Origin of the sequence: Kushneria marisflavi, assembly GCF_002157205.1 — a bacterium.
Classification (GTDB): Bacteria; Pseudomonadota; Gammaproteobacteria; order Pseudomonadales; family Halomonadaceae; genus Kushneria; species Kushneria marisflavi.
On the sequence record NZ_CP021358.1, the window covers coordinates 82565 to 104926 of the forward strand.

Consider the following 22362-nt stretch of genomic DNA (forward strand, 5'->3'; position numbering starts at 1 on the left):
CAGAACAACGTTTGGACAATAGCGCGCCAACCTGCAGAGCGTTTTTTTTCACAAGGAGTTAAAAATGAGTGTATGTGCCACTGCACCGATCGCGACAGCGGGGTGCGAAATGGTCATTCTCGATTCTGCACCGCTGCTCAAGGCCATGGCCAATGAAAACCGATTACGCATTCTCTGTCTTCTCAGAGAAGGTGAAATGTCGGTGTCAGAACTGAACAGCAAACTTGACCTGAGCCAGTCGGCGCTTTCACAGCATCTGGCTGTGCTTCGCCGTGAGGAGCTCGTCAACACACGTCGTGCTTCCCAGACCATCTATTACTCCCTGCGTGGCAAACACGCCGAAGCAGTGATCGATACGCTGGCAGGGCTTGACCGGCCCTGAGTCTGGCACGTGGTTTGAATAAGCGGCCTGCCCCCTGACAGGGGCAGGCCGCTTGTCGTTTCAAGGTACTACTGCTTTTCCCAGCGCAAGCGCATCACACGATCAATGGTGCGGTCTATGCCACGCTCGATGGCGCCCTCACTGCCCCTGCCAAGACGCTCCAGCATCGAGCGCTGTGGCCTGAGACCAACTTCCAGAATCTGCCACTGGTCGCTGCGTGCCTGCAGCCATGCCTCACTGGTATTGACTTCATCGGTCAGGCCCAGGTCAATGGCCTGCTGCCCGTACCAGATATCCCCTTCGCTGACCTGTTCAATGTTCAGTGCCGGCCGACGCTCGGCGATCCAGGATTTGAAAAGATCATGGGTCTTTTCCAGGTCGTCCAGAAACTTCTCGCGCCCTTCTTCAGTATTTTCACCCAGCATCGTGAGCGTTCGCTTGTGACGCCCGGCGGTCAGAATCTCGACGTCCACATCGTTTTTCTTGAGCAGCCGATGCAGATTGGGGATCTGCGCCACCACCCCGATCGAGCCGATCACGGCAAAGGGCGCGGCAATCAGATGATCTGCACAGCAGGCCATCATGTAGCCGCCACTGGCGGCGACCTTGTCGACACTTACCGTAAGCCTGAGCCCTGCCTCACGCAGCCGGTCCAGTTGAGCACTGGCCAGTCCATAGGCGTGGACCAGTCCCCCGCCCGATTGCAGCCGAACCAGTACTTCATCCCCCGGTTTGGCCGCCATGAGGACGCTGGTAATCTCTTCCGTAAAGGCCGGCACTCTTGAGGCCCGCAGATCCCCGTCAAAATCCAGCACCCAGAGGGTGTGGTGCTTTTCAGCGACCTGTTTCTGCTTTTTGGCTGTTTTCTGCTCTGCCTTGCGAGCCTTCAATCGAGCCTTGATATTGCGCTCACGCTCTCCTTGCCTGAGTGTGGCATCCTCAAGTGTTTCACGATGGCGCCGAAAATATTCTCCGCGATTGCGCACATGAAGTCTGGCACCGCGTTCCTGGCGCTGGCCACGGGCTCGAACCACGAGCATCAGTACCACGGCAATGGCCACGACCACCGTGACACTTTGTGCCAGAAACAGTGCGTAGCTGGATAACCATTCGCCCACGTTTTCAACCTCCCGGGTATAACGGATAGAATGCGCGCCATCATCGCACATGACGTCTGAAAGTGCTGAAGACCAGACATCACGAGCCACGAACTGGCTATCATGTATTTTTAATCATTAACCGGATATGAAGATGGTCGATACCGCGCCACTGATTGCAAAGCTCCATGAACGTTTTGATGCCGAAGCGGCCGCAGGGGTTCAGGAAACCCTGCAGCTCGAACTGGATGAAGGGCCACGCTATTTTGTCGTGATCGATGATGGAACGCTCAATGTTCAGGAAGGCAACCACGATGCCCCGTCTGTGACCCTCATGACGGATACCCGTACTTTCGAGCGACTGATCAACAAGGAGCTCAGTGGTATGCAGGCCGTTATGTCCGGCAAGGTCCGCGCTCGCGGCGACATCATGCTGGCCTCTCGCCTGACGCGCCTGTTTCGCCGCCGCAGCGACGCCTGATCGGCGGGCGCTTTACCCTGAGGGTCTATTCCCGAACGGCGCTGCCTCTCAAAAAGTTTTCGATCAGGGCACTGGAGATGGAATAGGATGGCGGCAGGCCCGGCAGTTGATCGGCAGTGAACCAGTCGGCGGCCTCGATCTCGATGCCGTCGATCTGGATGTCGCGGCTGGCAGCCTCGGCGTAGAACCCCATCATGAATGAGTGCGGCATGGGCCAGGACTGGCTTTTGAAATAGCTGACGCGCCCCACCTTCACACCGACCTCTTCGAACACCTCACGACGCACGGCCTCCTCTGCTGATTCTCCCGGCTCGATAAAGCCGGCCAGCGTACTAAATCGACCCGTAGGAAAGCGCGGGCTGCGCGCCAGCAGCATCTGGTCACGCCAGGTCACCAGCGTAATGATGCACGGCGATATTCTGGGATAGCTTCGAAAACTGCAGGCGGGACAGGCCATCATGAATTCGCCGGACCGACGACGCATGCGAGTACCGCAGCGTCCGCAAAAACGATGGTCCTGCGACCAGCGCACGATCTGTAGTGCCGTGGAAATCAACCCGAAGGACTGTTCAGGCAGCGAGCCCAGCCATTGCCGCGCTGGTGGCCACTGCTCATCACCGGGTTCGGACAGTACTGCAACAGGCACCTCGTTCCAGTAGCCGAGGGCAATGGCGCCGTCTGGCCAGCGAGCGCGGGGCTGCAAAATACCGCCCTGGCCATTGTCGGCAATCCCATGCTCTCCGATACGGATCAGATAACCTTCACGACAGTTGGCCAGCGTTTGAATATCACGTGTCAGCACCTCAACCCCCTAGCTGGTCCCAGAGACAGACGCCCTTCTCGCGCAGTTTGGCCAGCTTTTGCTGATGAGCCTGTGCTTCCTCATCACTGGCGGTAATGACCCTCAACGGCGCACGCCCGGAAGCCAGCCGGCGAATACCAAACCCGGTATTACCGCTACTGCTGTTGCTGCTATCGGCGTCGCGATCAGCGCCCAGCGTCAGGGCGGTCTGACCGCCGGTCATGGCCAGATAGACATCGGCCAGAATCTCGGAGTCCAACAGGGCGCCGTGCAGTTCACGGTGGCCGTTATCGATATCGTAACGCTTGCATAGCGCATCCAGGCTGTTGCGCTGCCCCGGATGGCGGTCACGTGCCATCTTCAGGGTATCAAGGATGCTGCATTTCGATGCCAGCGGCCCCAGTTCATCGTTGCCGCGGGCTCGATTGACCATGGCAAATTCGTGATCGATAAAGCCTACGTCAAAGGGTGCGTTGTGGATGACCAGCTCGGCGCCCTGGACAAATTCCCAGAACTCATGGGCAATATCGGCGAATAGCGGCTCATTGGCCACTCGAGCATCAGTAATGCCATGCACCTCGATGGCTTCAGGATCGATGGGCCGTTCGGGGTTGATGTACTGATGGTAATGTCGCCCGGTCAGGCGACGATTGATGACCTCGACGCCTCCAATCTCGATCAGGCGATGCCCGTCCCTGACCTCAATGCCGGTCGTTTCCGTATCAAGAATGATCTGTCTCATGATGTCTTCTCGCGGGTTCTGAGTTCATCCATGGCGTCGTTGGCCAGCTGGTCGGCAAGCTCGTTGCCTTCGTGACCGGCATGCCCCTTGAGCCAGTGCCATTCGATGTCGTGTCGGCGGGACTCTTCCAGCAGCATCTTCCAGAGTTCGGCATTTTTGACCGGGGCCTTTGACGCTGTTTTCCAGTCCTTTTTGACCCAGTTATGAATCCACTGGGTAATGCCCTGTCGCACATATTGAGAATCGGTCCAGAGATCGATGCGACAGGGACGAGTCAGTGCTCGCAGGGCAGAAATGGCCGCCATGAGCTCCATGCGGTTATTGGTGGTATGTGCCTCGCTACCCTTCAGGCACTTTTCATGAGGGCCGCTGCGCAGAACCGCACCCCATCCGCCCGGCCCGGGATTCCCCCGACACCCGCCGTCCGTATGGATAATGACATGGGGACGTGCTTCATCACTCACTGCGTGCCTCTTGGTATTCGAAATCAGGCTGCCATTATGCCACGACGGCCGGGGTGACTGCCGAGTGACGTTTGCCGGCATGAACCTGACTGCCGGATTCAATGTCTGCCCTTTCAGGGATGACGAACGATGAAGAGGTTTGCAGTGGCTGAGGGGGCTCATGGGCTGTGCAGGCCAGCACGGAGGCCTTGCTGCCCAGTATGGTGGCTGGGTTGAAGCGTTTTTTGAGAGGAATCATGCGACACATCTGACGTTTGGCAACAATGACCCATGCCCGCCCAAGCGGCAGATTGTGCCGTCGGCCCCAGCGTTCCATGAGAAGCCAGTCCGGCGTGTTTTCAAAAGGCACAAATCCGCAATAATCGATGCGTTCAATATTGAAGTCGATAAACCTCAGCCAGTCTCGCAATCGTCCCGGTGTCAGCCAGCGACTACGCTGATAAAAGTGTTCGCGACAGCGTTTGAGTCGTGTTGGCCCTGCTATGCCCAGCGGATGCCAGCCAATCAATATCAGGCGCCCACTGTCACTGGTGACGCGTGCAGCTTCTCGCAGGACATGGGTAGGCTGAGGCGACACTTCCAGTAGATGATGAACCAGTACCAGTTCCAGGGACTCGTCAGCCAGTGGCAGAGCCTCGGGGCGACAGATCAGGGTGGAGGGATACTCGGCCAGACTACGCTGTGGTGCCCATTGGATTCGATGGCGGATGCTGTCAATGGCCAGCAGGGGCGGTGCCATACCCAGCTCGAGCGCATGTTGCATACCCGATCTGGACAGTTGTTGATGCAGACATTGCTGCTCGGCCTGCCACTGTCGTCTGCCATGGGAGGTCTGCCAGTAACGCTGTCCGGCAAGGAACTGTTCACTGAACGTTGCCTGATCTGCGTGGTGATTTGACATGCAGGGCCCCTGATCGCATGGTTATCGAATTAAATGAGCGCCCCGGTGATCGAGGCTGGCAGTGACCCGACCCGCTTGCCATGTCGGGTACTCTATCCCCTTTTGCAACCCAATTTTTCGAGGATTGTCATGTTGACCGTCAAACCATTGCCAGCGTTCCAGGATAATTACATCTGGGTGATGGAACAGGATAATGCCGGCAGCGTTGTTGTGGTCGATCCGGGTGAAGCGCAGCCGGTCATCGATTATCTGGAACGCTCGGGGGCGCACCTTGAGGCCATCCTGATTACGCATCATCACCGAGACCATACCGGCGGGCTTGATGAGCTGAAATCGCGTTACTCCCCACGTGTCATTGGTCCCGACAATCCGGCCATCAAGGGGATCGATGATGCTGTGAGAGATGGCGATCGTTTCCGCTTGCTGGGCCGGCATTTCGAGGTCATGGCCACGCCTGGCCACACGCTGGATCATATCTCCTATCTTTCCAGCGGCACCCCCTCCCTGCTCTTTTGTGCCGATACACTGTTCTGTGGTGGCTGCGGTCGCCTCTTCGAAGGCACCCCAGAACAGATGCATCAGGCGCTGACACGCTTTGCCGAGCTTGATGATGACACGCTGGTCTTTGGTGCACATGAATATACGCTATCCAATCTGAAATTTGCTCAGGCGGCTGAGCTGGAGAACGCTAACCGCGACGCGCTTCTTGCCGAGTGTCAAAAGGCTCGTGAGCTTGATCGCCCCACACTTCCCAGCACTATCGGACGTGAGCGCCTCGTCAATCCTTTCATGCGTGTCCATCTTGAAAGCGTTCAGCGCAGCGCCGCTGAACAGGGAGAGGCGCATGATGCATTGTCTACCTTTACTACCCTGCGAGCCTGGAAGGATCGCTTCTAAAGGTGAACCGTTGAAATGATACGCCTGGCCCGGTGGCATGGCGCCCTCTGGGCTGCCCTGGTGATGTTGGCAGTCTCCGGGGTGCAGGCGGCTCCGGTGAGTGACGTGCCGACCGTACATGGCATTTCACTATACGATACGCCCGAACTGCCTTCCGACTTCGATCACTTCCCCTGGGTCAATACGCAGGCGCCCAGGGGGGGCGATATGGTGCGATCGGCCATGGGCAGCTTTGATTCGCTCAATCCCTTTATCGTGCGTGGTGATCCGGCCAGCGGGCTCACTGCCTTTGGCGGTCTGCCCTTCGATACGCTGATGGTCGAAAGCCCGGATGAGCCCTTTACCCTGTATGGGTTACTGGCTTCAGGGATTCGGCTGGACCCGGATCGCCGCTGGATGGAAATCGATCTGGATTCCAGAGCGCGCTTCCATGATGGCAGCCCGGTAACGGCAGAAGATGTCGTCACTACCTTTGAGACGCTTGAAGCGCAGGGCTCACCCATGTACCGGGCCTACTATGCCGATGTCACCGATGTAGAGGTGGTCTCGCCGTTCACCGTGCGCTTTGAGTTCAGTGAGCACAACTCACGCGAGCTGCCGCTGATTCTGGGGCAGCTACCGGTGCTGTCGGCAAAGGATATCGAGCGCCGTGACATGACTCGGCCCACACTTGAGCCTCTAATGGGCTCCGGCCCTTATCGCATCAGCGACGTTCAGCCTGGTCAGCGTATTGTTTATGAACGTGACGATGATTACTGGGGCAGGGATCTGCCGGTCAATCGAGGACGTTACAATATTGACCGCCTGATTTTTGACTACTATCGCGATCCGAGTGTGGCCCTTACCGCCTTTCGGGCGGGTCGAGTCGATCTGCGTATCGAAACCATCGCGCGCAATTGGGTGACCGGCTATGACTTTCCTGCCGCGCGCCAGGGGTTGATCAAGCGCGTTGAAATCGAGGATCACAAACCGGCGCCCATGCAGGGCTTCGTCATGAACCTGCGCCGTGATGTGTTCAAGGATCGGCGCGTTCGACGTGCCCTGGGGCTTGCGTTCGATTTCAACTGGCTCAATCGTAATCTGTTTTATGGCCTCTATGCCCGTACCCATGGCTTTTTTGATCATTCCTCCATGGAAGCAAAAGGGCTGCCGGATGACGCTGAGCGCGAGCTTCTGACGCCCTGGCGTGATCAACTGCCCGAAGAGGTCTTCAAGACTCCCCTGCCCATCAAGGCACCGCAGGCCCTGCGGCCCCGATTGAAAGAAGCGCTGGAGCTTCTCCGCGAAGCGGGGTATGAAGTGCGCAATAACCGGATGGTCAATCGGGAAACGGGCCGACCGTTGCGATTTGAGCTGCTTTTGGGCAGCTCAAGCATTGAGCGTATGGCGCTGCCGATGGTGCGCAACCTTGCGCGTCTGGGAATAGAGGTCACGCTCAGAACCGTGGATCAAAGCCAGTATCTGGTGCGCCTGCGCCAGTTCGATTTTGACATGACCACCACCGTGATCGCCCAGAGCACCAACCCCGGCAACGAGCAGCGTGAATACTGGGGCAGCGAATATGCCGATCAACCCCAGAGTCGCAATCTTGCGGGGATTTCCAGTCCAGCCGTTGATGACCTCATTGACCGGATCATTCGTGCGGATTCACGCAAGGCACTGGATACGGCGGCCTCGGCGCTGGATCGGGTGCTTCGCTGGGGCTTTTACGTGATCCCCCAGTATCATTCGCCGGTCACCCGATTGGCGTACTGGAAAAAAATGGCCATGCCCGATCAGAGTCCGGAATATGGCCTGGATCCTGATAGCTGGTGGATTGACCCTCAAGGCGCGCGACAGATCAACGCCCGCCGGGAATAACGCTCATGACACGCTACATTGTGATGCGCGTACTGCTGATGGTGCCAACGTTGCTGGCAGTACTGCTGCTCAATTTCATTATTGTTCAGGCGGCGCCTGGTGGCCCGGTCGAGCAGATGCTGTCGCGTGTCGAGGGAATGAATTCGAGTGCGGCGCTGGGGGTGGCAGTGATGGCGTGGTGGCCAGCGGTGATGTTACCCGCGGCACGCGCGGCATTGATCCCGTGTTCATTGAGGAACTCAACACACAGTTCGGCTTCGACAAGCCTCCGTGGCAGCGCTTTGTCATTATGGTAGGTCACTATGCGCGGCTGGATTTCGGCGACAGCTTTTTTCGAGGGCAGTCCGTCACCGATCTGATTATCGAGCGACTGCCGGTCTCCATTTCGCTGGGGCTCTGGAGCACGCTACTGGTGTATCTCATCTCGGTGCCGCTGGGTATTCTCAAGGCGGTGCGCCAGGGCAGTCGATTTGATTTGTGGAGCTCGGCACTGGTCATTGTGGGCTATGCCATCCCGGGGTTCCTGTTTGCCCTGCTATTGATCGTGGTGTTTGCCGGGGGCAGCTATCTCGACTGGTTTCCGCTGCGCGGGCTGACCTCGCCCGATTTTGACCAGCTCTCCTGGGGCAGGAAAATCATCGACTACTTCTGGCACATTACTCTACCGGTCATGGCACTGACCATCGGAAGCTTTGCCACCCTGACCTTTCTGACTCGCAACAGTTTCCTCGAGGAAATTCACAAGCAATACGTCATGACTGCGCGCGCCAAGGGCGCCTCGGAGCGACGCCGGCTTTACGGCCATGTATTTCGCAATGCGATGCTGATTGTCATTGCAGGCCTGCCTTCTGCGCTGGTGGGCATTTTCTTTACCGGCGCGCTTTTGATCGAGGTACTCTTTTCGCTCGATGGTCTTGGCATGCTGGGTTATGAAGCCGTCCTGCAGCGTGATTATCCTGTGATCTTTGGCACGCTTTTCCTCTTCACGCTGATCGGTCTGGTACTGAAACTCATTTCCGATCTGACTTATGTCGCCATCGATCCGCGTATCGACTTCGAACGACGGGAGAGTTAGCCCTTGTCCATTTTCGCCTTTTCCCTGGCCGGATGGCGGCTTTCTCCCATCATGCGTCGTCGGCTGGATACCTTTCGCGATAATCGGCGGGCTGTGGTCGCAGGCTATGTGTTTATGGCCCTTCTGGTAGTCACTCTCCCTGCTGAACTGATCGCTAACGACACACCACTGGTCGTGCGTTTTGACGGCCAGTGGTACTGGCCCTTGCTGGTGGACTATCCCGAAACAACCTTTGGTGGCTTTTTGCCCACCACTGCACTCTATAGCGACCCGGCCGTGCTTGCGCTGATTCGTGATCAGGGTTGGCTGATCCAGCCGCCCATCCCCTTCTCCTGGCAAAGTATCGACATGTCCCTGGGTAGCCCTGTGCCGGCGCCACCGAGCCTGCACCACTGGCTGGGGACGGATGATCAGGGGCGGGATGTACTGGCACGCGTGATCTATGGTTTTCGTCTCTCGGTGCTGTTTGCCGGGCTGGTCACGCTGGGATCAGTATTGATCGGGGTATTGGTGGGTGCGGTACAGGGCTATTTTGGTGGCTGGATGGATTTAATGGGCCAGCGTGTCATCGAGCTGTGGGCCGGTCTGCCAATGCTGTTCATTCTAATTATCCTCTCGAGCCTGGTGGTCCCCAGTGTCTGGTGGCTGGCCCTGATCATGATTGCCTTTTCATGGTTGGGCCTGGTCGATATCGTGCGCGCCGAATTCCTGCGTGCCCGAAATCTTGATTATGTGCGGGCGGCTCGTGCCATGGGATTGCCGGCTCGGCTGATCATGTGGCGTCATGTTCTGCCCAATGCCATGGTCTCTACCCTGACCTTTCTTCCCTTTATCTTTACAGGCGCCATTACCACGCTGACGGCGCTGGATTTTCTCGGTTTCGGACTTCCGCCTAGCTCGCCTTCACTTGGAGAGCTTGTGGCACAGGGCAAGAACAATCTGCAGGCGCCCTGGCTGGGCATCACGGCCTTCATGACGCTGGCAATTCTGCTCTCTTTACTGGTGTTCATCGGTGAAGGACTACGGGACGCCTTTGACCCGCGCCATGCGACGCCCTCGATAAAAGGGAGTGCAGCATGAAAAGGCTCATCAATGGCCAAACCATTTTTTCACTGGAAAAGCTGCGAGTATTTGCCGGCAACACACCGCTGGTGCATGGCGTCAGCCTCAAGATCGCAGCCGGTGAAACGCTGGCACTGGTGGGAGAGTCCGGCTCGGGCAAGACCATGACGGCAATGGCTGCACTGAACCTTGCTCCAGGCGGCATCCGTGTTGAGGGGGAACGGCTTCTGGGAGAGGTTCGACTTGCCGAGCTTTCTTCTAGTGACTGGAAAGAGCTTCACGGTAGTCGAGTTGGCGTGGTCTTTCAGGAACCGATGAGCGCCCTTAATCCACTGCACCGCATTGGCCGCCAGATTGGTGAGGCGATTACCCTGCATCAACCGCTTCGCGGCCGTGCCTTGCGTGAGCGCATTATTGAGCTGATGCAGCAGGTGCGTTTGCCTCGTCCCGAGCAGTTGATCAAGGCATGGCCGCATGAACTTTCCGGTGGCCAGCGTCAGCGTGTGGTCATTGCCATGGCCATTGCCAATCATCCCGAGCTTTTGATCGCCGATGAGCCCACCACGGCACTTGATGTCACGGTCGCAAGCGACATTCTTGCGCTTTTACGGGAACTCGCCGATTCGATGGGTATGGCGATGTTATTGATCACGCATGACCTGAATCTGGTGCGCCACTGGGCTGATCGAGTCTGCGTATTACATCATGGGCGAGTTCAGGAAACCGGTGTGACCAGTGAGGTCCTGTCACATCCGACCAGTATTTACACCCAGACACTGATTGAGGCTGAACCGGCAGGCGCGCCCGCTCTCGTGCCAACAACGGCACCCGAGGTAATGTCGGCGCGTGACCTGTCGGTGGTTTTTCAAAAACCGAAAGCGCTTTTCAGGCCTCGTCCAGCGCCATTTGTGGCCCTGAATTCTGTTTCTCTAACCCTTCGTCAGGGAGAAACCCTTGGCATTGTCGGTGAGTCAGGTTCCGGCAAGAGCACCCTGGCTCAGGCACTGCTACGTCTGGTGGCTTCAAGGGGGGAAATATGGCTGGGCGATGCCCGACTTGATTGTTCTAGCCATCATGCGCTGCGATCGGCGCGCCGACATATGCAGATCGTGTTTCAGGACCCTTTTGGAGCCCTGTCACCGCGTATGACCATTGAAGAAATTGTCAGCGAAGGACTGCGATTTCACTGTCCCGAATTGGGCCATGAGGCGCTGCGCGAGCAGGTTGCGCAGGCGCTGTCCCGTGTTGGTTTGACAGAAAAGGCGCTTGAGCGCTATCCGCATGAATTTTCCGGTGGTCAGCGTGCCCGTATCTCGCTGGCCAGAGCGTTGATCCTGCACCCACGTGTTCTGGTGCTTGATGAACCAACCTCATCACTGGATCGCACCGTCCAGCGTCAACTGATCGAGCTGCTGCGAACACTGCAGCTTGAGCGCCAGCTCAGCTATCTTTTCATCAGTCATGATCTTGCTGTGGTTCGCGCCATGGCACACCGTTTGATCGTGCTGAAAGACGGCGAAGTGATCGAGCATGGCCTGACAAATGACGTCATCGAACAGCCACGTCATTCTTATACACGCCAGCTTATAGAAGCCGCATTTCGTTGATCCGGCCGAAAAAAAGCCCTGAACACCATCGTCAGAGCTTTTGTCATACTGGTGATTGACCTCAGGGATGTAACGTAAACCGGTCAGCATCGTGATGAACGGGGAATTTTTCACGAAAATCCTCAAGACTTTGTCTGCCAATGACACCGGTTCTTACAAAGGCTCGATCAGGCGCTTCATCGATCAGGGCATCTCCCCTGTAGTCGATCAGCATTGAGTCACCGCTGTAATTCAGCCCACGGGCATCGTCACCGACACGATTGACCCCAATCACGTAACTTGAATTTTCAATCGCTCTCGCCTGCAACAGCGTGCGCCAGGGAAGGCGTCGTGCCGAAGGCCAGTTGGCCACACAGAGCATGACATCGTATTCGCAGTCCACATTGCGCAGCCAGACAGGAAAGCGAAGGTCATAGCAGACGGTCAAAAGGATATTGAAACCGTTCAGCGATACGAGTGCACGCTGATTACCCATCGCATAGTGTTCATTTTCCTCTCCCATGCGAAACAGATGACGCTTGTCATAGGTCGCCATGGTGCCATCAGGCCGAGCCCAGATTAGACGATTGAAATAGTGCCCATCCTCGGCAATGGCTACACTGCCGGTCACAACGGCATTGTGCGATTGCGCGGTATTTTGCATCCATGCAACGGCTCGGCTCTCCTGCATGGACTCCGCCATACGCTCCGGCGCCATGGTAAAGCCGGTAGCAAACATTTCCGGCAAAACGATCAGATCGCTGGTAGTAACCTCCTGGAGCCATTCATCGAGTAAATGACAGTTGGCGTCAATATCCTCCCAACGCAGGTCGGCCTGTACCAGTGTGGTTCTCAATTCGCTCATGACGATGATCCAGTGGTTAAAGAGAGGGAAAATACCTGACGGATGCCTCCTTTGGTCGAATGAAATGGGGCTATCACATTCCTGTCATCTTGAAAGGTCATGATGTTCCTGCCGGTAAAGAAAAGAAAATGGTGCAGGGAAGCACATGGACAGGGAGTCCGACGGCGACAGGAAGTTGACTGGGCTCAGCACGGCTTTCGGTAACAGTGATACGTGTTATGCCCTGCCGACCAGCGCCCTTGTTGGTCGACTTTTTTCCAGGGGAAAGGCCATCAAGGCCTTCCCCTGTTTCGTTAACGCCCTTTCTCGAGAAAGTCGATCAACAGTGTGTTGAGTTCCTGTGCATGCGTAAAATTAAGACCGTGCGGGCCGTCTTTCACAATTTCGAGGCGGGCGTTTTTGATCATATCACTTGAGCGTTGACCGCTATTGGCCAGCGGCACAATCTGATCATCGTCACCGTGGATTACCAGCGTTGGCACATCAATGCTTTCCAGATCCTGACGGAAATCCGTAAACCCGAAAGCCTTGATGCACTCCTGTGTGGCTCGTGGAGACGCAAAATTGGCAATGCTCTGGTTGTAGGCCAGAAGCTCATCGGAAAGCGTGGGCGCCTGCCCGTCGTGATTGACGAACAGCTTGCCAAAGCCACCCAGAAAACCGGGACGATCCTTTTTGACGTTGGCCAGCATGTCATCAAAGATCGACTGATCCACCCCTTCGGGGTTGTCATCGGTCTTGAGCATATATGGCGGTACAGCCCCTACCAGAACAGCGCCGCGAATACGCTTGCTGCCGTGACGCCCCAGATAGCGGGCGACCTCGCCCCCGCCCATCGAAAAGCCGACCAGCGTGGCATCGCGGATGTCCAGATGCTCGAGAAGACCTGCCAGGTCATCGGCAAGCGTGTCGTAATCATAGCCGCCCCAGGGTTTTTCCGAGTCACCGAACCCGCGGCGATCATAGGCGATACAGCGATAGCCGGCCTCGGTCAGGGCATTGACCTGGTATTCCCACATGCGATGACTCAGTGGCCACCCATGAATCAACACGACAGCCGGCCCTTCCCCACAATCCTGGTAATAGAGGTCGATAACGTTGTTACTGCTGTCGACAATATTGGCGTAAGCCATGAATCGGTCTCCCTTACAGGTTCATATAACGCGCTATCACCGCAGGATAGCTCAGCGTTTCCATGCCTGCATGTCATGGTTTGAAACCATAAAAAACCGCCTTTCCAGAGGAAAGGCGGCGAAAGGACCTGATGATGAGGAGAGAATTCACTTCAGCACCTGACATACCGAAATGAACCAGACGCCGTGGCGTCTGAGAAATACTGTGAATGATCCTGAAAAGTAAATCAATGCAAAAGAGAATAATTTTTATTTGAGATTAGATGTCGTTCTTTGCCAGGGACAAAAAAAACCGCCTCAGAGAGACGGTGTGAGGTTTGGACAACCAGCCGTTTAGTCAGGATAAGCTGGTTGTCACTGCTCCTCATCAAGCAGTAATGGTATGTGGTGAGCAGTATATCGCACCCTTACGCAAATCTGGTTTGAATCTGGCAATCAGGATCATTATCGAAGTTGAAAATTCGATTTACCCTTGCCCTTCGCAGGGATACCACTTGTGGCGCTGATCGATGATCTGGCGTGGATAACCGGTCATCTGAATGGCCGGGTGCTCCATGGCTTCGGCACGCAAGATATTGATGTGCATGTTTTGCGGTGAGTCTACAGAAACAACCTTCCCGATCATCAGGAAATTGCCCCAGAGCTTGTCATTATAAGGCTGGCACATGCTCATGCCGTTATATCCTACCAACGGAGGTGGCGGCGCTACGGCAGCAGCGTTTTCCGGTTTGTCTGATGAAAAAAGAGAACAACCTGACAATATGCTGAGTCCTGCCATGATGGCCAGTCCTCGTGTCGCGCTTTTTAATTGACGAGTCACGCCTTTCTCCTGAGCATGCGGTGACTGAAGATTAAAATTTCTTAAGCGGCAGACAAGACTACCGGCCGCGCGCATCAGCATAACTGCGACATTGAGCCCTGTCCCTACTATTTTCGCAGGTACTTCTACCACCTGGGCATGGATCTAGGCGCCTCGTTTACGCCAGAGATCCCAGGCCACGCCGCAGGCAACGCCAAGAAGAATGGCAGAGGCCATGCTTTGAGTCGGCCACCAGGCCAGCAGACCCATGACGGTACCGACGACCATGCCGGGAAGCTTTTTCATTGTCCGTTCTCCTCTTTTATAAATTTATTCTTTCATTTGGAACAAGGGCCGTCGGCATGAAAGTTTCCTGTAATACGCAAGAGAAATACCACGGCTGCCAACATCCGGACACGAAAAAGCCGCTTCGGTAATTAACCGAAAGCGGCCTTTTCATCAAACTTTTGGTCGGGGCGACAGGATTCGAACCTGCGACCTCCACAACCCCATTGTGGCGCGCTACCAAGCTGCGCTACGCCCCGACGCTGCTCTCGATATTCGCGAGAACGGGGCGTATCCTACATCACTGTTATGCAAAAGGAAAGAGGATGTTCACGAACATTCAGGGATTCGTGTGCTTTTTCATCATCCCTGCGATGTCTTCAAGCTTTTCAAGACAGATCCGACCGCTAAAAAACGATCCTACATCGATATAGCGAACGTTCCCCAGCGTTCTGGGTTCCGGCACGGGAGTATGTCCTACCACAACGCCGTCAATACCGGACACGATAGACTGATTGTTTGACTCGATGCGCTGTCGTGACCACAGAAGCGTTTCGCGAGATGTCTTGCGAATGTCTGACCAGTTGGCGGGTGGCTCGGCGTGAACGATTCCCACAACGCCGTGAGCGGTCTCGACTTCAAAGGCCAGGGGCATCTTCATCATGGCCTCTGCAAGGCGATTTCTCAGAGTGACCTTGTCATGGCTCTGAGACCAGTCTCCTCCGTTACTCAGCCACTGTCCCCAGTGATTATCGAACAAGGCGTTACGCGCCATCATTTCATGATTGCCGGTTACCGCATAACACCAGGGCTGATGGACCAGCTCGAGACATTTCAGGGAATCAGGACCACGATCGATCAGATCGCCCACGCTGAAAAGACGATCCCTGGCGGTATCGAAATCGACCCGGGTCAATTCACGCTCAAGTAATGCGTAATGCCCGTGCAGATCGCCAACGACATAGTCATGACCATTGTCATTGCGTTCGAATCGCTTGAGCATTCATGGACTCCGATAAGTGTTGAGCAAAGGCCGCATCATAAACGAAACGCGAGCGTATTTTGACCTGTCACGTGACAACGATCAGTGCATGAATGATACCGGGCACATAGCCCATGAGCGTGAGAAGAAGATTAAGCCAGAAGGCATCACCAAAACCGGCGGCCAGATATACCGCCAATGGTGGTAACAGAAAGGAAAGAACAACCAGAGTGACAGGGTCCATGAGTGAAAATCGATGGCAGAATCCCTGTGAAGGGACCCTGCCAATAGATCCTTTACCAGTTGATGGCGCTTTGGACCTGCTCGGGCGTCAGAACGTGACGAGCGTACTCCTGCCCCTGACTTGAGCCGGCATCATATGGATTTTGTGTGTTGATGTAGGCAACCAACACCTGATCGTTTTTGGTGCCCATCACATGGGCCGGTGTCGAGCCAACACGATCCCTGGCCTGGCGCTGCATTTGCTCCCACTCCTGCTGCGGATAGGTCGCCAGTGCCAGCAACGGCTCCGGAGTGCTGTTGAGCTCAAAATTCTTGTAATAGAAAACGGCCATATTTTGAGCATCGATGCGCTGATTGTTCCATTCGAACGTATCGCGCTCGACGACGCTGTTTTGCCAGTTTTCAGGATAGGTAAAGGTATAGCCGACAGTGGTATTGCGATAGCCCTGCTCTGACTGTTGGATCACGCTATCAATGTTGGGATCCTGCTGTTTTGGCTCGGAGCTTGAGCAGCCTGCCACGGCAAACATGGCACCTGCGATGGCCAGCGTGGTGGCCCCTTTTTTAATAAAAGACATGCAGCATCCTCCTTGAGTCAATAAGTCCTGCACAGTCAATATAGTCCATATCATGATTTGACAAATTATCTGACGGTCATCGGATGATTCAGCCACGTGCATGACGCTCCAATCCCATGACCTTATTTCTGCTTTCATCACGGGATGCGACCTGGAGGGTGTTTGTCGGTGATGCAATGGAGAGCAGGCACGCTGATAAAGAAGCGGTCAGGTCAAAATGGGCGATATAGCGGGTGATTAAGGAATTGACTAAAAGAGTTTGGCAGCCACGGCCCGGTCATCGTGGATATGGCAACAGGACATTTTTATTCAGGCCAGGTATCGACACTGATCAGGGTCGCGAGCGAACGACGCTGATCCCACCCCTTCTGTGCCAGCATGGGGGAATCATAAAAGGCGCTAACATGACCGATGCACAGAATGGCAATGGGCCATGCCCCCTTTGGAGCGTGAATCAGTGATTTCAATGCTTCAGGGTCGAAAAGAGATACCCAGCCAACACCGACACCCTCGGCACGCCCTGCCAGCCAGAGATTCTGAATGGCGCAGCTGGCTGAAGCCAGATCCATTTCGTTGATGGTGCGACGTCCAAACACATACTGCTCTCGCGCATCACAAAGCGATACCACCCAGAGCTCAGGGCACTCTCGGATGCCTTCCACCTTGAGCTCCAGAAATGCTTGAGCACGCTCGTCGAGCGCCTGCGCCGTGGCCTGACGCTCCTCATCAACAAGCTGTGCCACGGCCTCGCGCAAGGCAGAATCGCGAATGCAGATAAACCGCCACGGCTGCATGTATCCAACGCTGGGCGCATCATGTGCGGCTTCCAGCATCCGCTGTATGACGTCCGGGTCTACCGGGTCAGGCAGGAAATGGCGCATATCCCGGCGCTCGCGAATGGCGCGATAGACCGCAGCCTTGTCTTCATCACTGTAGGCATGTTGGCTCATGACAACCTCCCGGTGACCCTGCCAGCCACTATTATGGCCTGCTCCAGGTGCTGCATCGCACGTGAGCTCTCATCGTGCAATCCAAAACGTAGAATGGCACGCTGCTCATCGATTACCCACAGGCGTGTCAGCACGCCCTCGGATAACAGAACTTCATGCCAGAAACGAGCGCGTTCAAACGTCATATCAAACCCGTTGAAAAGCGCGCCATGACGCCAGCGGGCGATATCACCATGTACCCCAACCTGCTTTTCAAGCCACGCCCCCTGTTGGCCGCTGGCGTGCCTGAGCGTTTTACTCATGGTGCGCTGCCAGGGATGATCTTCAAGAGCCTCTACGCCGGCCTGTTGAGATGGTGACGTTACCCGCCATGGTCCCTGCAAGGCGGACAGTCTTTGCATGATGGTTGATGACACTCTTCCAATGACGGTGCCCAGACGCAATCCAGCCAGACCAAAAAACTTGCCCAGCGAGCGCAATACGATCACGTTATCAGCGATATCCGGCAGCAGGCTCTGTTCAGGTGTGGCATCCATGAAGGCTTCATCGACGATTAACACGGCGCCCTTCTGCTGCAGTCTGGTGGCCAGAGCATGTAGATCGCGGGGCGCGATATGCTGCCCACCAGGGTTGTTGGGATTGATGACGACCATCGCGCGCAGATTGTCTGAATCAATCCACGATGCCACCACGGCCTCAGGGTGATCAGCGTCGTAAAACCATGCTTGATGACCGGCCTGCTGCCAGCGCCACTCATGCTCTCGATATCCGATATCGGGGAGCGCCACGATGCCTGACTCGACACAGTGCGGCAACTGCTCGATGGCCCACTGCGAGCCTGGAATATTTAAAAGCGTGAAATCATCCTCGGCACCGAGCGGTGACCCCAGATAATACCAGCTTGATGCCTCAAGAAGTGCCAGATCGTGATCCGGCAGGGCCTGACAGGCGCTCGCATCAATAGGTGTGATCGGATAGGGCCACGGGTTAATGCCGGTTGAGAGGTCCAGCCAATCCTCTCGCTTGATACCGTAACGACGGCTGACATCAGACAACCTGCCGCCGTGGGCCGGAAATGCCTCGAAAGCACGCGTCATGACCCTACCCATGTGATGATCAAAAGCACGGCAAGCCATATCAACAGGGCATGAAAGACAAGCGTGCAGGCACGATCGATATCCATCACCGCAGCAGGACGTCCCTCACCAAGTACCGGGCCTGCGACATGCTGCCCATGATAAATACCGCCACCGCCAAGCCGTATCCCCAAAGCTCCCGCTCCTGCGGCCATGACCGGTCCTGCATTTGGACTTTTCCAGTTCCTGCCCTGCTCCCACCAGCATCGTATGGCGGCATTGAAGGTGTTTTTTGAAATTTGCCAATGCCAGCCGGCCAGTGCGTAGGACAATGCCGTCAGTCGAGCCGGTATCCAGTTCATGATGTCGTCGACGCGTGCCGCGACACGTCCGAAATAAAGATAACGCTCACTGCGATACCCCCACATGGCATCAAGCGTGTTCACCACACGATAAAGCACGACACCGGGGATTCCTGCGACTGCGAACCAGAAAATTGCGGCGAACAGCGCATCACTGCCGTTTTCAAGTACGGACTCACAGGTCGCGCGTGATATTTCGCACGCCTCGAGCTGCCCTGTATCCCGACTGACCAGCATGGCCACCTGCTGGCGTGCATCTTCGAGATCGTCTTTCAAGAGGGGCTGATAAACACGTTGAGCATGTTCGATGAGGCTCTTGCGGCCGATAGCCAGATAAAGCGTTAAAACGGCCAGGAATATGTGCCAAAAGCCTTCCAGAAGACGGTCGAGATAGATGGCCGCCAGCATAATGGGAGCAATGACCAGGCACCATCCGATAAGACCAGCGACCAGGTTTCCGGTATTTGACTGACTGGAACCGTAAACGTGCTTTTCAACGGTCGAGATCCACCATCCCAACCCTACGAGGGGATGAAATCGTCGAGGTTCCCCCCATATCTGATCAACTAATGTTGCTGCTAATATTACTATCCACATTGGAGATAACGGTATAATTTTGTTTGGCGATTACACATCATTGCCGACTGGTGCTCCAAGATGGCATAACTGCTCGAACTGTTCGTGACTTTGTCGATCAATATCGACACGTAAACGCGCAAGACCAGCGTAAGGCAACGATAGACGGTGCAGCCAGTCCCCCTTTTGCATCGACATGCCTATCCGCATCGCCACCCAGCTTTTGATAACACCGGCATGCCCAAACACCAGAAGACGTATTGACGCGTCATCCTGATGATCAGCGGTATCCGCCAGCGCCGTTCCTCTATCAAGAATATTTTTCCAGCCCTGTTCGATGCGTGTCAGAAACGCATTGACCGTCTCCCCTTTCGGTGGAGGAAATGCTCGAGGGTTCGACCAGAACTGTTCCAGTTCGGATCTGGAATGCTTCAGCAGTTCCTGTGTGGCTATCCCGTCCCACGCGCCAAAGTTCATTTCCATGATTTCAGGCATGACATGCAGCGGTACGTTCCACTCTTCGGCCAGCACTTCTCCTGCACTGGCGCAGCGAATCAGCGGTGAGCTAATGATCGCATGAGGGCGAGGCAGGGTTCGTGCGGCCGCCAGCATATTCCTGCGCCCCGAGACACTCAGGGAGACGTCGGTCTGCCCACGCAAGCACTGCTGTGGGCCCTCACACTCACCGTGGCGCAGGCAGTCGATGATCAGCGCCTGGAAGGTCATGTCGGCTCTCCCTTGAGGCACTGGGGAAGCCCGGCGACCACCCACCAGACACGCTGGCATCGCAATACCAGCGTCTGATGAAGCCAGCCGGCCTCGTCCACAAAGCGTCGCGACAGGGCATTCATGGGCACGATTCCCTGCCCTACCTCGTTGCTGACCATCACTACCCGTCCTGGTGCCTCGTCGAGGGCCTCCAACAGCCGGCCATACTCGTGATCAAATCGCTCATCACCATCGAGCAAAACATTGGTCAGCCAGAGGGTCAGACAATCTACCAGCAGCAGACGATCTGCTCGAGCATGCCGATCAATGGCATCCCCCAGCGCCAGTGGCGCCTCTTCCAGCGACCAGTGGGCAGGTCTGCGTAAACGGTGAGCCTCAATGCGCGCGTGCATTTCGCTGTCGTTATACACTTGCGCCGTGGCGATATACGTCACCTCAAGGCCGCTCTGCATGGCCAGCGCTTCACCGTGACCACTCTTGCCACTGCGTGCGCCGCCCAGAATCAACTCATGCATGCATCATCACCAGTACCAGATACAAAAGCACCTCGGTGATCTGTTGAACGGCGCCCAGTGCATCTCCTGTCACGCCGCCAAGCTGATGTTTCAACCAGCGGTACAGCATCCATCCCGAGAGCGCTGTCACCAAAAGCAGAACGCTACCAGAAACGACCCCGGCAGAAAGCACTGCCACAAGCACGGCAATGCCACCCAGCCAGCCGTGATCACTGACACGATGCTGCCCGGTCAAGGCATGAACCTTGCTGTCGGCATCGCATCGTAGATACGGCAGCAGGCCCATCATGAAAGCGGCCAGCCCACGACTCAGGGCATGGGCGGTGATCAGTGCCATCATCACAAGCCCGGACTCCTGCTGCGCCAGCGCACTCAATAACAGCCACCGCCCTACCAGACTCGCGATCAGCGCTAGCACACCATAGCTACCGACCCGGCTGTCTTTCATGATGGCCAGACGCTGGGCCACGGTTTGACCGCCTCCAAGGCCATCCATGCAGTCTGCCAGACCGTCTTCATGCAGGGCACCGGTCAGCCATAGCGACAGCACCAGCGTCACAAACACCGCGACAGAGGCAGGGAGCACCTGTTCAAGGCCCCAATAAATCAGAGCAAGCCCCAGACCGATCAGTGCACCGACCAGCGTAAACCAGCGATGGCAACGTCCCAGCGCCTGTGCGCTGACTTCACCGGGAATACGCACCGGTAGCCGGGTCAAAAAACTCACCGCCAGACAGCCCCACTGCCACTGACAAGCCAGGCCCTTACGGCTCATAGCGTCAGGCCCACCTCTTCGAGCGAACCCAATTCATGATAAAAGGCCAGTGCCGAGCGCAGCAGCGGCAATGCCAGTGCCGCCCCCGATCCTTCTCCGAGTCGAAGCCCCATATCCAGAAGCGGTACGGCTTCAAGCTGATCCAGCAGCGGCCTGTGACCGCGCTCATCGCCACAATGCGAGAAGATTAGATAGCCCCGTACCTCAGGTGCAAGACGACAGGCACACAGTGCCGCCACGGTCGTAATGAATCCATCCACCAGAATGACCATGCCTTTTTCAGCAGCGGCCAGCATGGCCCCGACCATACCCACAATCTCGAACCCGCCCAACGCCGCCAGCGCCAGCCGAGGGTCCTGCAGGGCCTGCGCATGGCGCTGAAGCCCAAGCTGCACGATATCCTGCTTGCGCTTCATGATCGTGGCCGTAACCCCACTGCCGGCGCCGATACACATGTCAAAGGAGAGATGCGTGAGCGCTGCCATCAGCGCACTGGCGCTGGTCGTATTACCGATGCCCATTTCCCCCAGCGCAATCAGATTGCAACCATCAGCATGCAGCTCATCAATCAGTCGTCGGCTGTTGTCGAAACCGGCGTCAAGCTGTTCAAGCGTCATGGCAGGCTCACGGTGAAAAGGCGCTGTCTTCTCGCCGAGCCGATGATCGACCAGCTTTGGATGCGGCTCATGCGCCTTGAGCGTCCCGCAATCAATGACCTTCAGGGGTAGTCCGGCCTGCCGGCAAAAGATATTGATGGCGGCATTTCCTTCCAGAAATTGATGCACCATCAGCTGTGTCGTTGAAGGATCAACAATGGAGACACCTTCAAACGCCACACCATGATCGCCGGCAAAGAGCAGCATGATCGGTGAATCAATGCTCGTTTTTGAAAGTCCCAGAATACGCACCAGCGTTGCCGCAGTGGTTTCCAGCGTGCCCAACGATCCCGGAGGTTTTAGCCGACTGTCGATGTGGGCCTGAATACTGGCATCGTTCGCATCATCAGGGGGCGAAATATTAAAGGTCATGACATTGACTCGGTTAAACATGCACAAACGCTACCGGCTGCCAGTTGGTGGAGCAACGATAAAGTCATAAAGCCTCATCAGCGGGCCCGGCCACGCCGCAGCGTCGGACTTGACTCC

At 56.1% G+C, this 22362-nt stretch carries 25 protein-coding genes, 1 tRNA gene and 1 pseudogene; 7 read left to right on the forward strand and 20 right to left on the reverse strand.

Annotation, left to right across the window (positions count from 1 at the left end; genetic code table 11):
* Positions 1-109 precede the first annotated feature (109 nt).
* Positions 110-382, forward strand: coding sequence for an ArsR/SmtB family transcription factor (locus B9H00_RS00440; protein WP_236944398.1), 273 nt, complete (start codon positions 110-112; stop codon positions 380-382).
* Between the two features lie 68 nt (positions 383-450).
* On the opposite strand, the gene sohB is transcribed toward B9H00_RS00440, so the two are convergent.
* Positions 451-1590, reverse strand: coding sequence for a protease SohB (sohB, locus tag B9H00_RS00445; protein WP_322788257.1), 1140 nt, complete (start codon positions 1588-1590; stop codon positions 451-453).
* A 43-nt stretch (positions 1591-1633) separates the two neighbouring features.
* Here sohB and B9H00_RS00450 point away from each other — a divergent pair, with 43 nt between their 5' ends.
* Complete coding sequence (locus B9H00_RS00450) at positions 1634-1960, forward strand: SCP2 sterol-binding domain-containing protein (protein WP_086898994.1); 327 nt, start codon at positions 1634-1636, stop codon at positions 1958-1960.
* Positions 1961-1985: 25 nt separating this feature from the next.
* Here B9H00_RS00450 and nudC read toward each other — a convergent pair whose 3' ends face one another.
* Genes nudC through B9H00_RS00470 form a run of 4 tightly spaced genes read right to left on the reverse strand, consistent with a single transcriptional unit; the run spans position 1986 to position 4869 of the window.
* Positions 1986-2762, reverse strand: coding sequence for an NAD(+) diphosphatase (gene nudC, locus B9H00_RS00455; protein ID WP_086898995.1), 777 nt, complete (start codon positions 2760-2762; stop codon positions 1986-1988).
* A 1-nt stretch (position 2763) separates the two neighbouring features.
* Positions 2764-3504 carry a DNA polymerase III subunit epsilon gene (dnaQ, locus tag B9H00_RS00460; protein WP_086898996.1) on the reverse strand — a complete coding sequence of 247 codons (741 nt, stop codon included), beginning with the start codon at positions 3502-3504 and terminating at the stop codon, positions 2764-2766.
* Entirely contained in the window at positions 3501-3968 is a 468-nt protein-coding gene (gene rnhA, locus B9H00_RS00465) for a ribonuclease HI (RefSeq protein WP_236944313.1), read from the reverse strand. The genes dnaQ and rnhA overlap by 4 nt, the downstream gene beginning before the upstream one ends.
* 34 nt (positions 3969-4002) lie before the next feature.
* Positions 4003-4869, reverse strand: a complete 867-nt coding sequence (locus tag B9H00_RS00470; RefSeq protein WP_086898998.1) for a methyltransferase domain-containing protein — start codon at positions 4867-4869, stop codon at positions 4003-4005.
* A gap of 129 nt (positions 4870-4998) precedes the next feature.
* Between B9H00_RS00470 and gloB the strand changes: the two genes are divergently transcribed.
* The 5 genes and pseudogenes from gloB (at position 4999) to B9H00_RS00495 (ending at position 11370) form a co-directional block, all read left to right on the forward strand.
* A complete protein-coding gene (gene gloB, locus B9H00_RS00475) occupies positions 4999-5766 on the forward strand; it encodes a hydroxyacylglutathione hydrolase (RefSeq protein WP_086898999.1) in 768 nt (255 codons plus the stop codon).
* Between the two features lie 105 nt (positions 5767-5871).
* Entirely contained in the window at positions 5872-7626 is a 1755-nt protein-coding gene (locus tag B9H00_RS00480) for an extracellular solute-binding protein (RefSeq protein ID WP_322788258.1), read from the forward strand.
* 5 nt (positions 7627-7631) lie between these two features.
* Positions 7632-8701: pseudogene (locus B9H00_RS00485) on the forward strand (microcin C ABC transporter permease YejB).
* Positions 8702-8752: 51 nt separating this feature from the next.
* On the forward strand, positions 8753-9781 hold the full coding sequence (locus B9H00_RS00490; protein ID WP_086901620.1) for an ABC transporter permease: 1029 nt from the start codon (positions 8753-8755) through the stop codon (positions 9779-9781).
* Positions 9778-11370, forward strand: a complete 1593-nt coding sequence (locus B9H00_RS00495) for an ABC transporter ATP-binding protein (RefSeq protein ID WP_086899001.1) — start codon at positions 9778-9780, stop codon at positions 11368-11370. The genes B9H00_RS00490 and B9H00_RS00495 overlap by 4 nt, the downstream gene beginning before the upstream one ends.
* Before the next feature lie 61 nt (positions 11371-11431).
* On the opposite strand, the gene B9H00_RS00500 is transcribed toward B9H00_RS00495, so the two are convergent.
* The 15 genes from B9H00_RS00500 to cobT all read right to left on the reverse strand — a co-directional run bounded on the left by B9H00_RS00500 (position 11432) and on the right by cobT (position 22245).
* Positions 11432-12214, reverse strand: a complete 783-nt coding sequence (locus tag B9H00_RS00500) for an amidohydrolase (protein ID WP_086899002.1) — start codon at positions 12212-12214, stop codon at positions 11432-11434.
* A gap of 293 nt (positions 12215-12507) precedes the next feature.
* Positions 12508-13347, reverse strand: a complete 840-nt coding sequence (locus B9H00_RS00505) for an alpha/beta fold hydrolase (RefSeq protein ID WP_086899003.1) — start codon at positions 13345-13347, stop codon at positions 12508-12510.
* A 466-nt stretch (positions 13348-13813) separates the two neighbouring features.
* Positions 13814-14299 (reverse strand): hypothetical protein, encoded by a 486-nt coding sequence (locus B9H00_RS16695; RefSeq protein ID WP_147376522.1) that lies wholly within the window; start codon positions 14297-14299, stop codon positions 13814-13816.
* A gap of 12 nt (positions 14300-14311) precedes the next feature.
* Positions 14312-14452: a hypothetical protein gene (locus B9H00_RS16700; RefSeq protein ID WP_157663148.1), complete on the reverse strand. Its 141-nt coding sequence runs from the start codon at positions 14450-14452 to the stop codon at positions 14312-14314.
* Between the two features lie 162 nt (positions 14453-14614).
* Positions 14615-14691, reverse strand: a tRNA-Pro gene (locus B9H00_RS00515).
* A gap of 80 nt (positions 14692-14771) precedes the next feature.
* Positions 14772-15434 carry a metallophosphoesterase gene (locus tag B9H00_RS00520; RefSeq protein ID WP_086899005.1) on the reverse strand — a complete coding sequence of 221 codons (663 nt, stop codon included), beginning with the start codon at positions 15432-15434 and terminating at the stop codon, positions 14772-14774.
* Between the two features lie 67 nt (positions 15435-15501).
* The gene (locus B9H00_RS00525; protein ID WP_086899006.1) at positions 15502-15657 is read right to left on the reverse strand and encodes a YqaE/Pmp3 family membrane protein; all 156 of its coding nucleotides are present in this window, start codon (positions 15655-15657) and stop codon (positions 15502-15504) included.
* A gap of 52 nt (positions 15658-15709) precedes the next feature.
* A complete protein-coding gene (locus tag B9H00_RS00530) occupies positions 15710-16234 on the reverse strand; it encodes a hypothetical protein (RefSeq protein ID WP_086899007.1) in 525 nt (174 codons plus the stop codon).
* A 305-nt stretch (positions 16235-16539) separates the two neighbouring features.
* Positions 16540-17184: a 5,6-dimethylbenzimidazole synthase gene (bluB, locus tag B9H00_RS00535; RefSeq protein ID WP_086899008.1), complete on the reverse strand. Its 645-nt coding sequence runs from the start codon at positions 17182-17184 to the stop codon at positions 16540-16542.
* Complete coding sequence (locus B9H00_RS00540; RefSeq protein WP_157663149.1) at positions 17181-18281, reverse strand: aminotransferase class I/II-fold pyridoxal phosphate-dependent enzyme; 1101 nt, start codon at positions 18279-18281, stop codon at positions 17181-17183. The genes bluB and B9H00_RS00540 overlap by 4 nt, the downstream gene beginning before the upstream one ends.
* Positions 18278-19219 (reverse strand): adenosylcobinamide-phosphate synthase CbiB, encoded by a 942-nt coding sequence (gene cbiB, locus B9H00_RS00545; protein WP_086899010.1) that lies wholly within the window; start codon positions 19217-19219, stop codon positions 18278-18280. The genes B9H00_RS00540 and cbiB overlap by 4 nt, the downstream gene beginning before the upstream one ends.
* Before the next feature lie 30 nt (positions 19220-19249).
* Entirely contained in the window at positions 19250-19924 is a 675-nt protein-coding gene (locus tag B9H00_RS00550) for a histidine phosphatase family protein (protein ID WP_157663150.1), read from the reverse strand.
* Positions 19921-20442, reverse strand: coding sequence for a bifunctional adenosylcobinamide kinase/adenosylcobinamide-phosphate guanylyltransferase (cobU, locus tag B9H00_RS00555; protein ID WP_086899012.1), 522 nt, complete (start codon positions 20440-20442; stop codon positions 19921-19923). The genes B9H00_RS00550 and cobU overlap by 4 nt, the downstream gene beginning before the upstream one ends.
* Positions 20435-21217, reverse strand: a complete 783-nt coding sequence (cobS, locus tag B9H00_RS00560) for an adenosylcobinamide-GDP ribazoletransferase (protein WP_086899013.1) — start codon at positions 21215-21217, stop codon at positions 20435-20437. The genes cobU and cobS overlap by 8 nt, the downstream gene beginning before the upstream one ends.
* Positions 21214-22245, reverse strand: coding sequence for a nicotinate-nucleotide--dimethylbenzimidazole phosphoribosyltransferase (cobT, locus tag B9H00_RS00565; RefSeq protein WP_086901621.1), 1032 nt, complete (start codon positions 22243-22245; stop codon positions 21214-21216). The genes cobS and cobT overlap by 4 nt, the downstream gene beginning before the upstream one ends.
* Between the last annotated feature and the right edge of the window lie 117 nt (positions 22246-22362).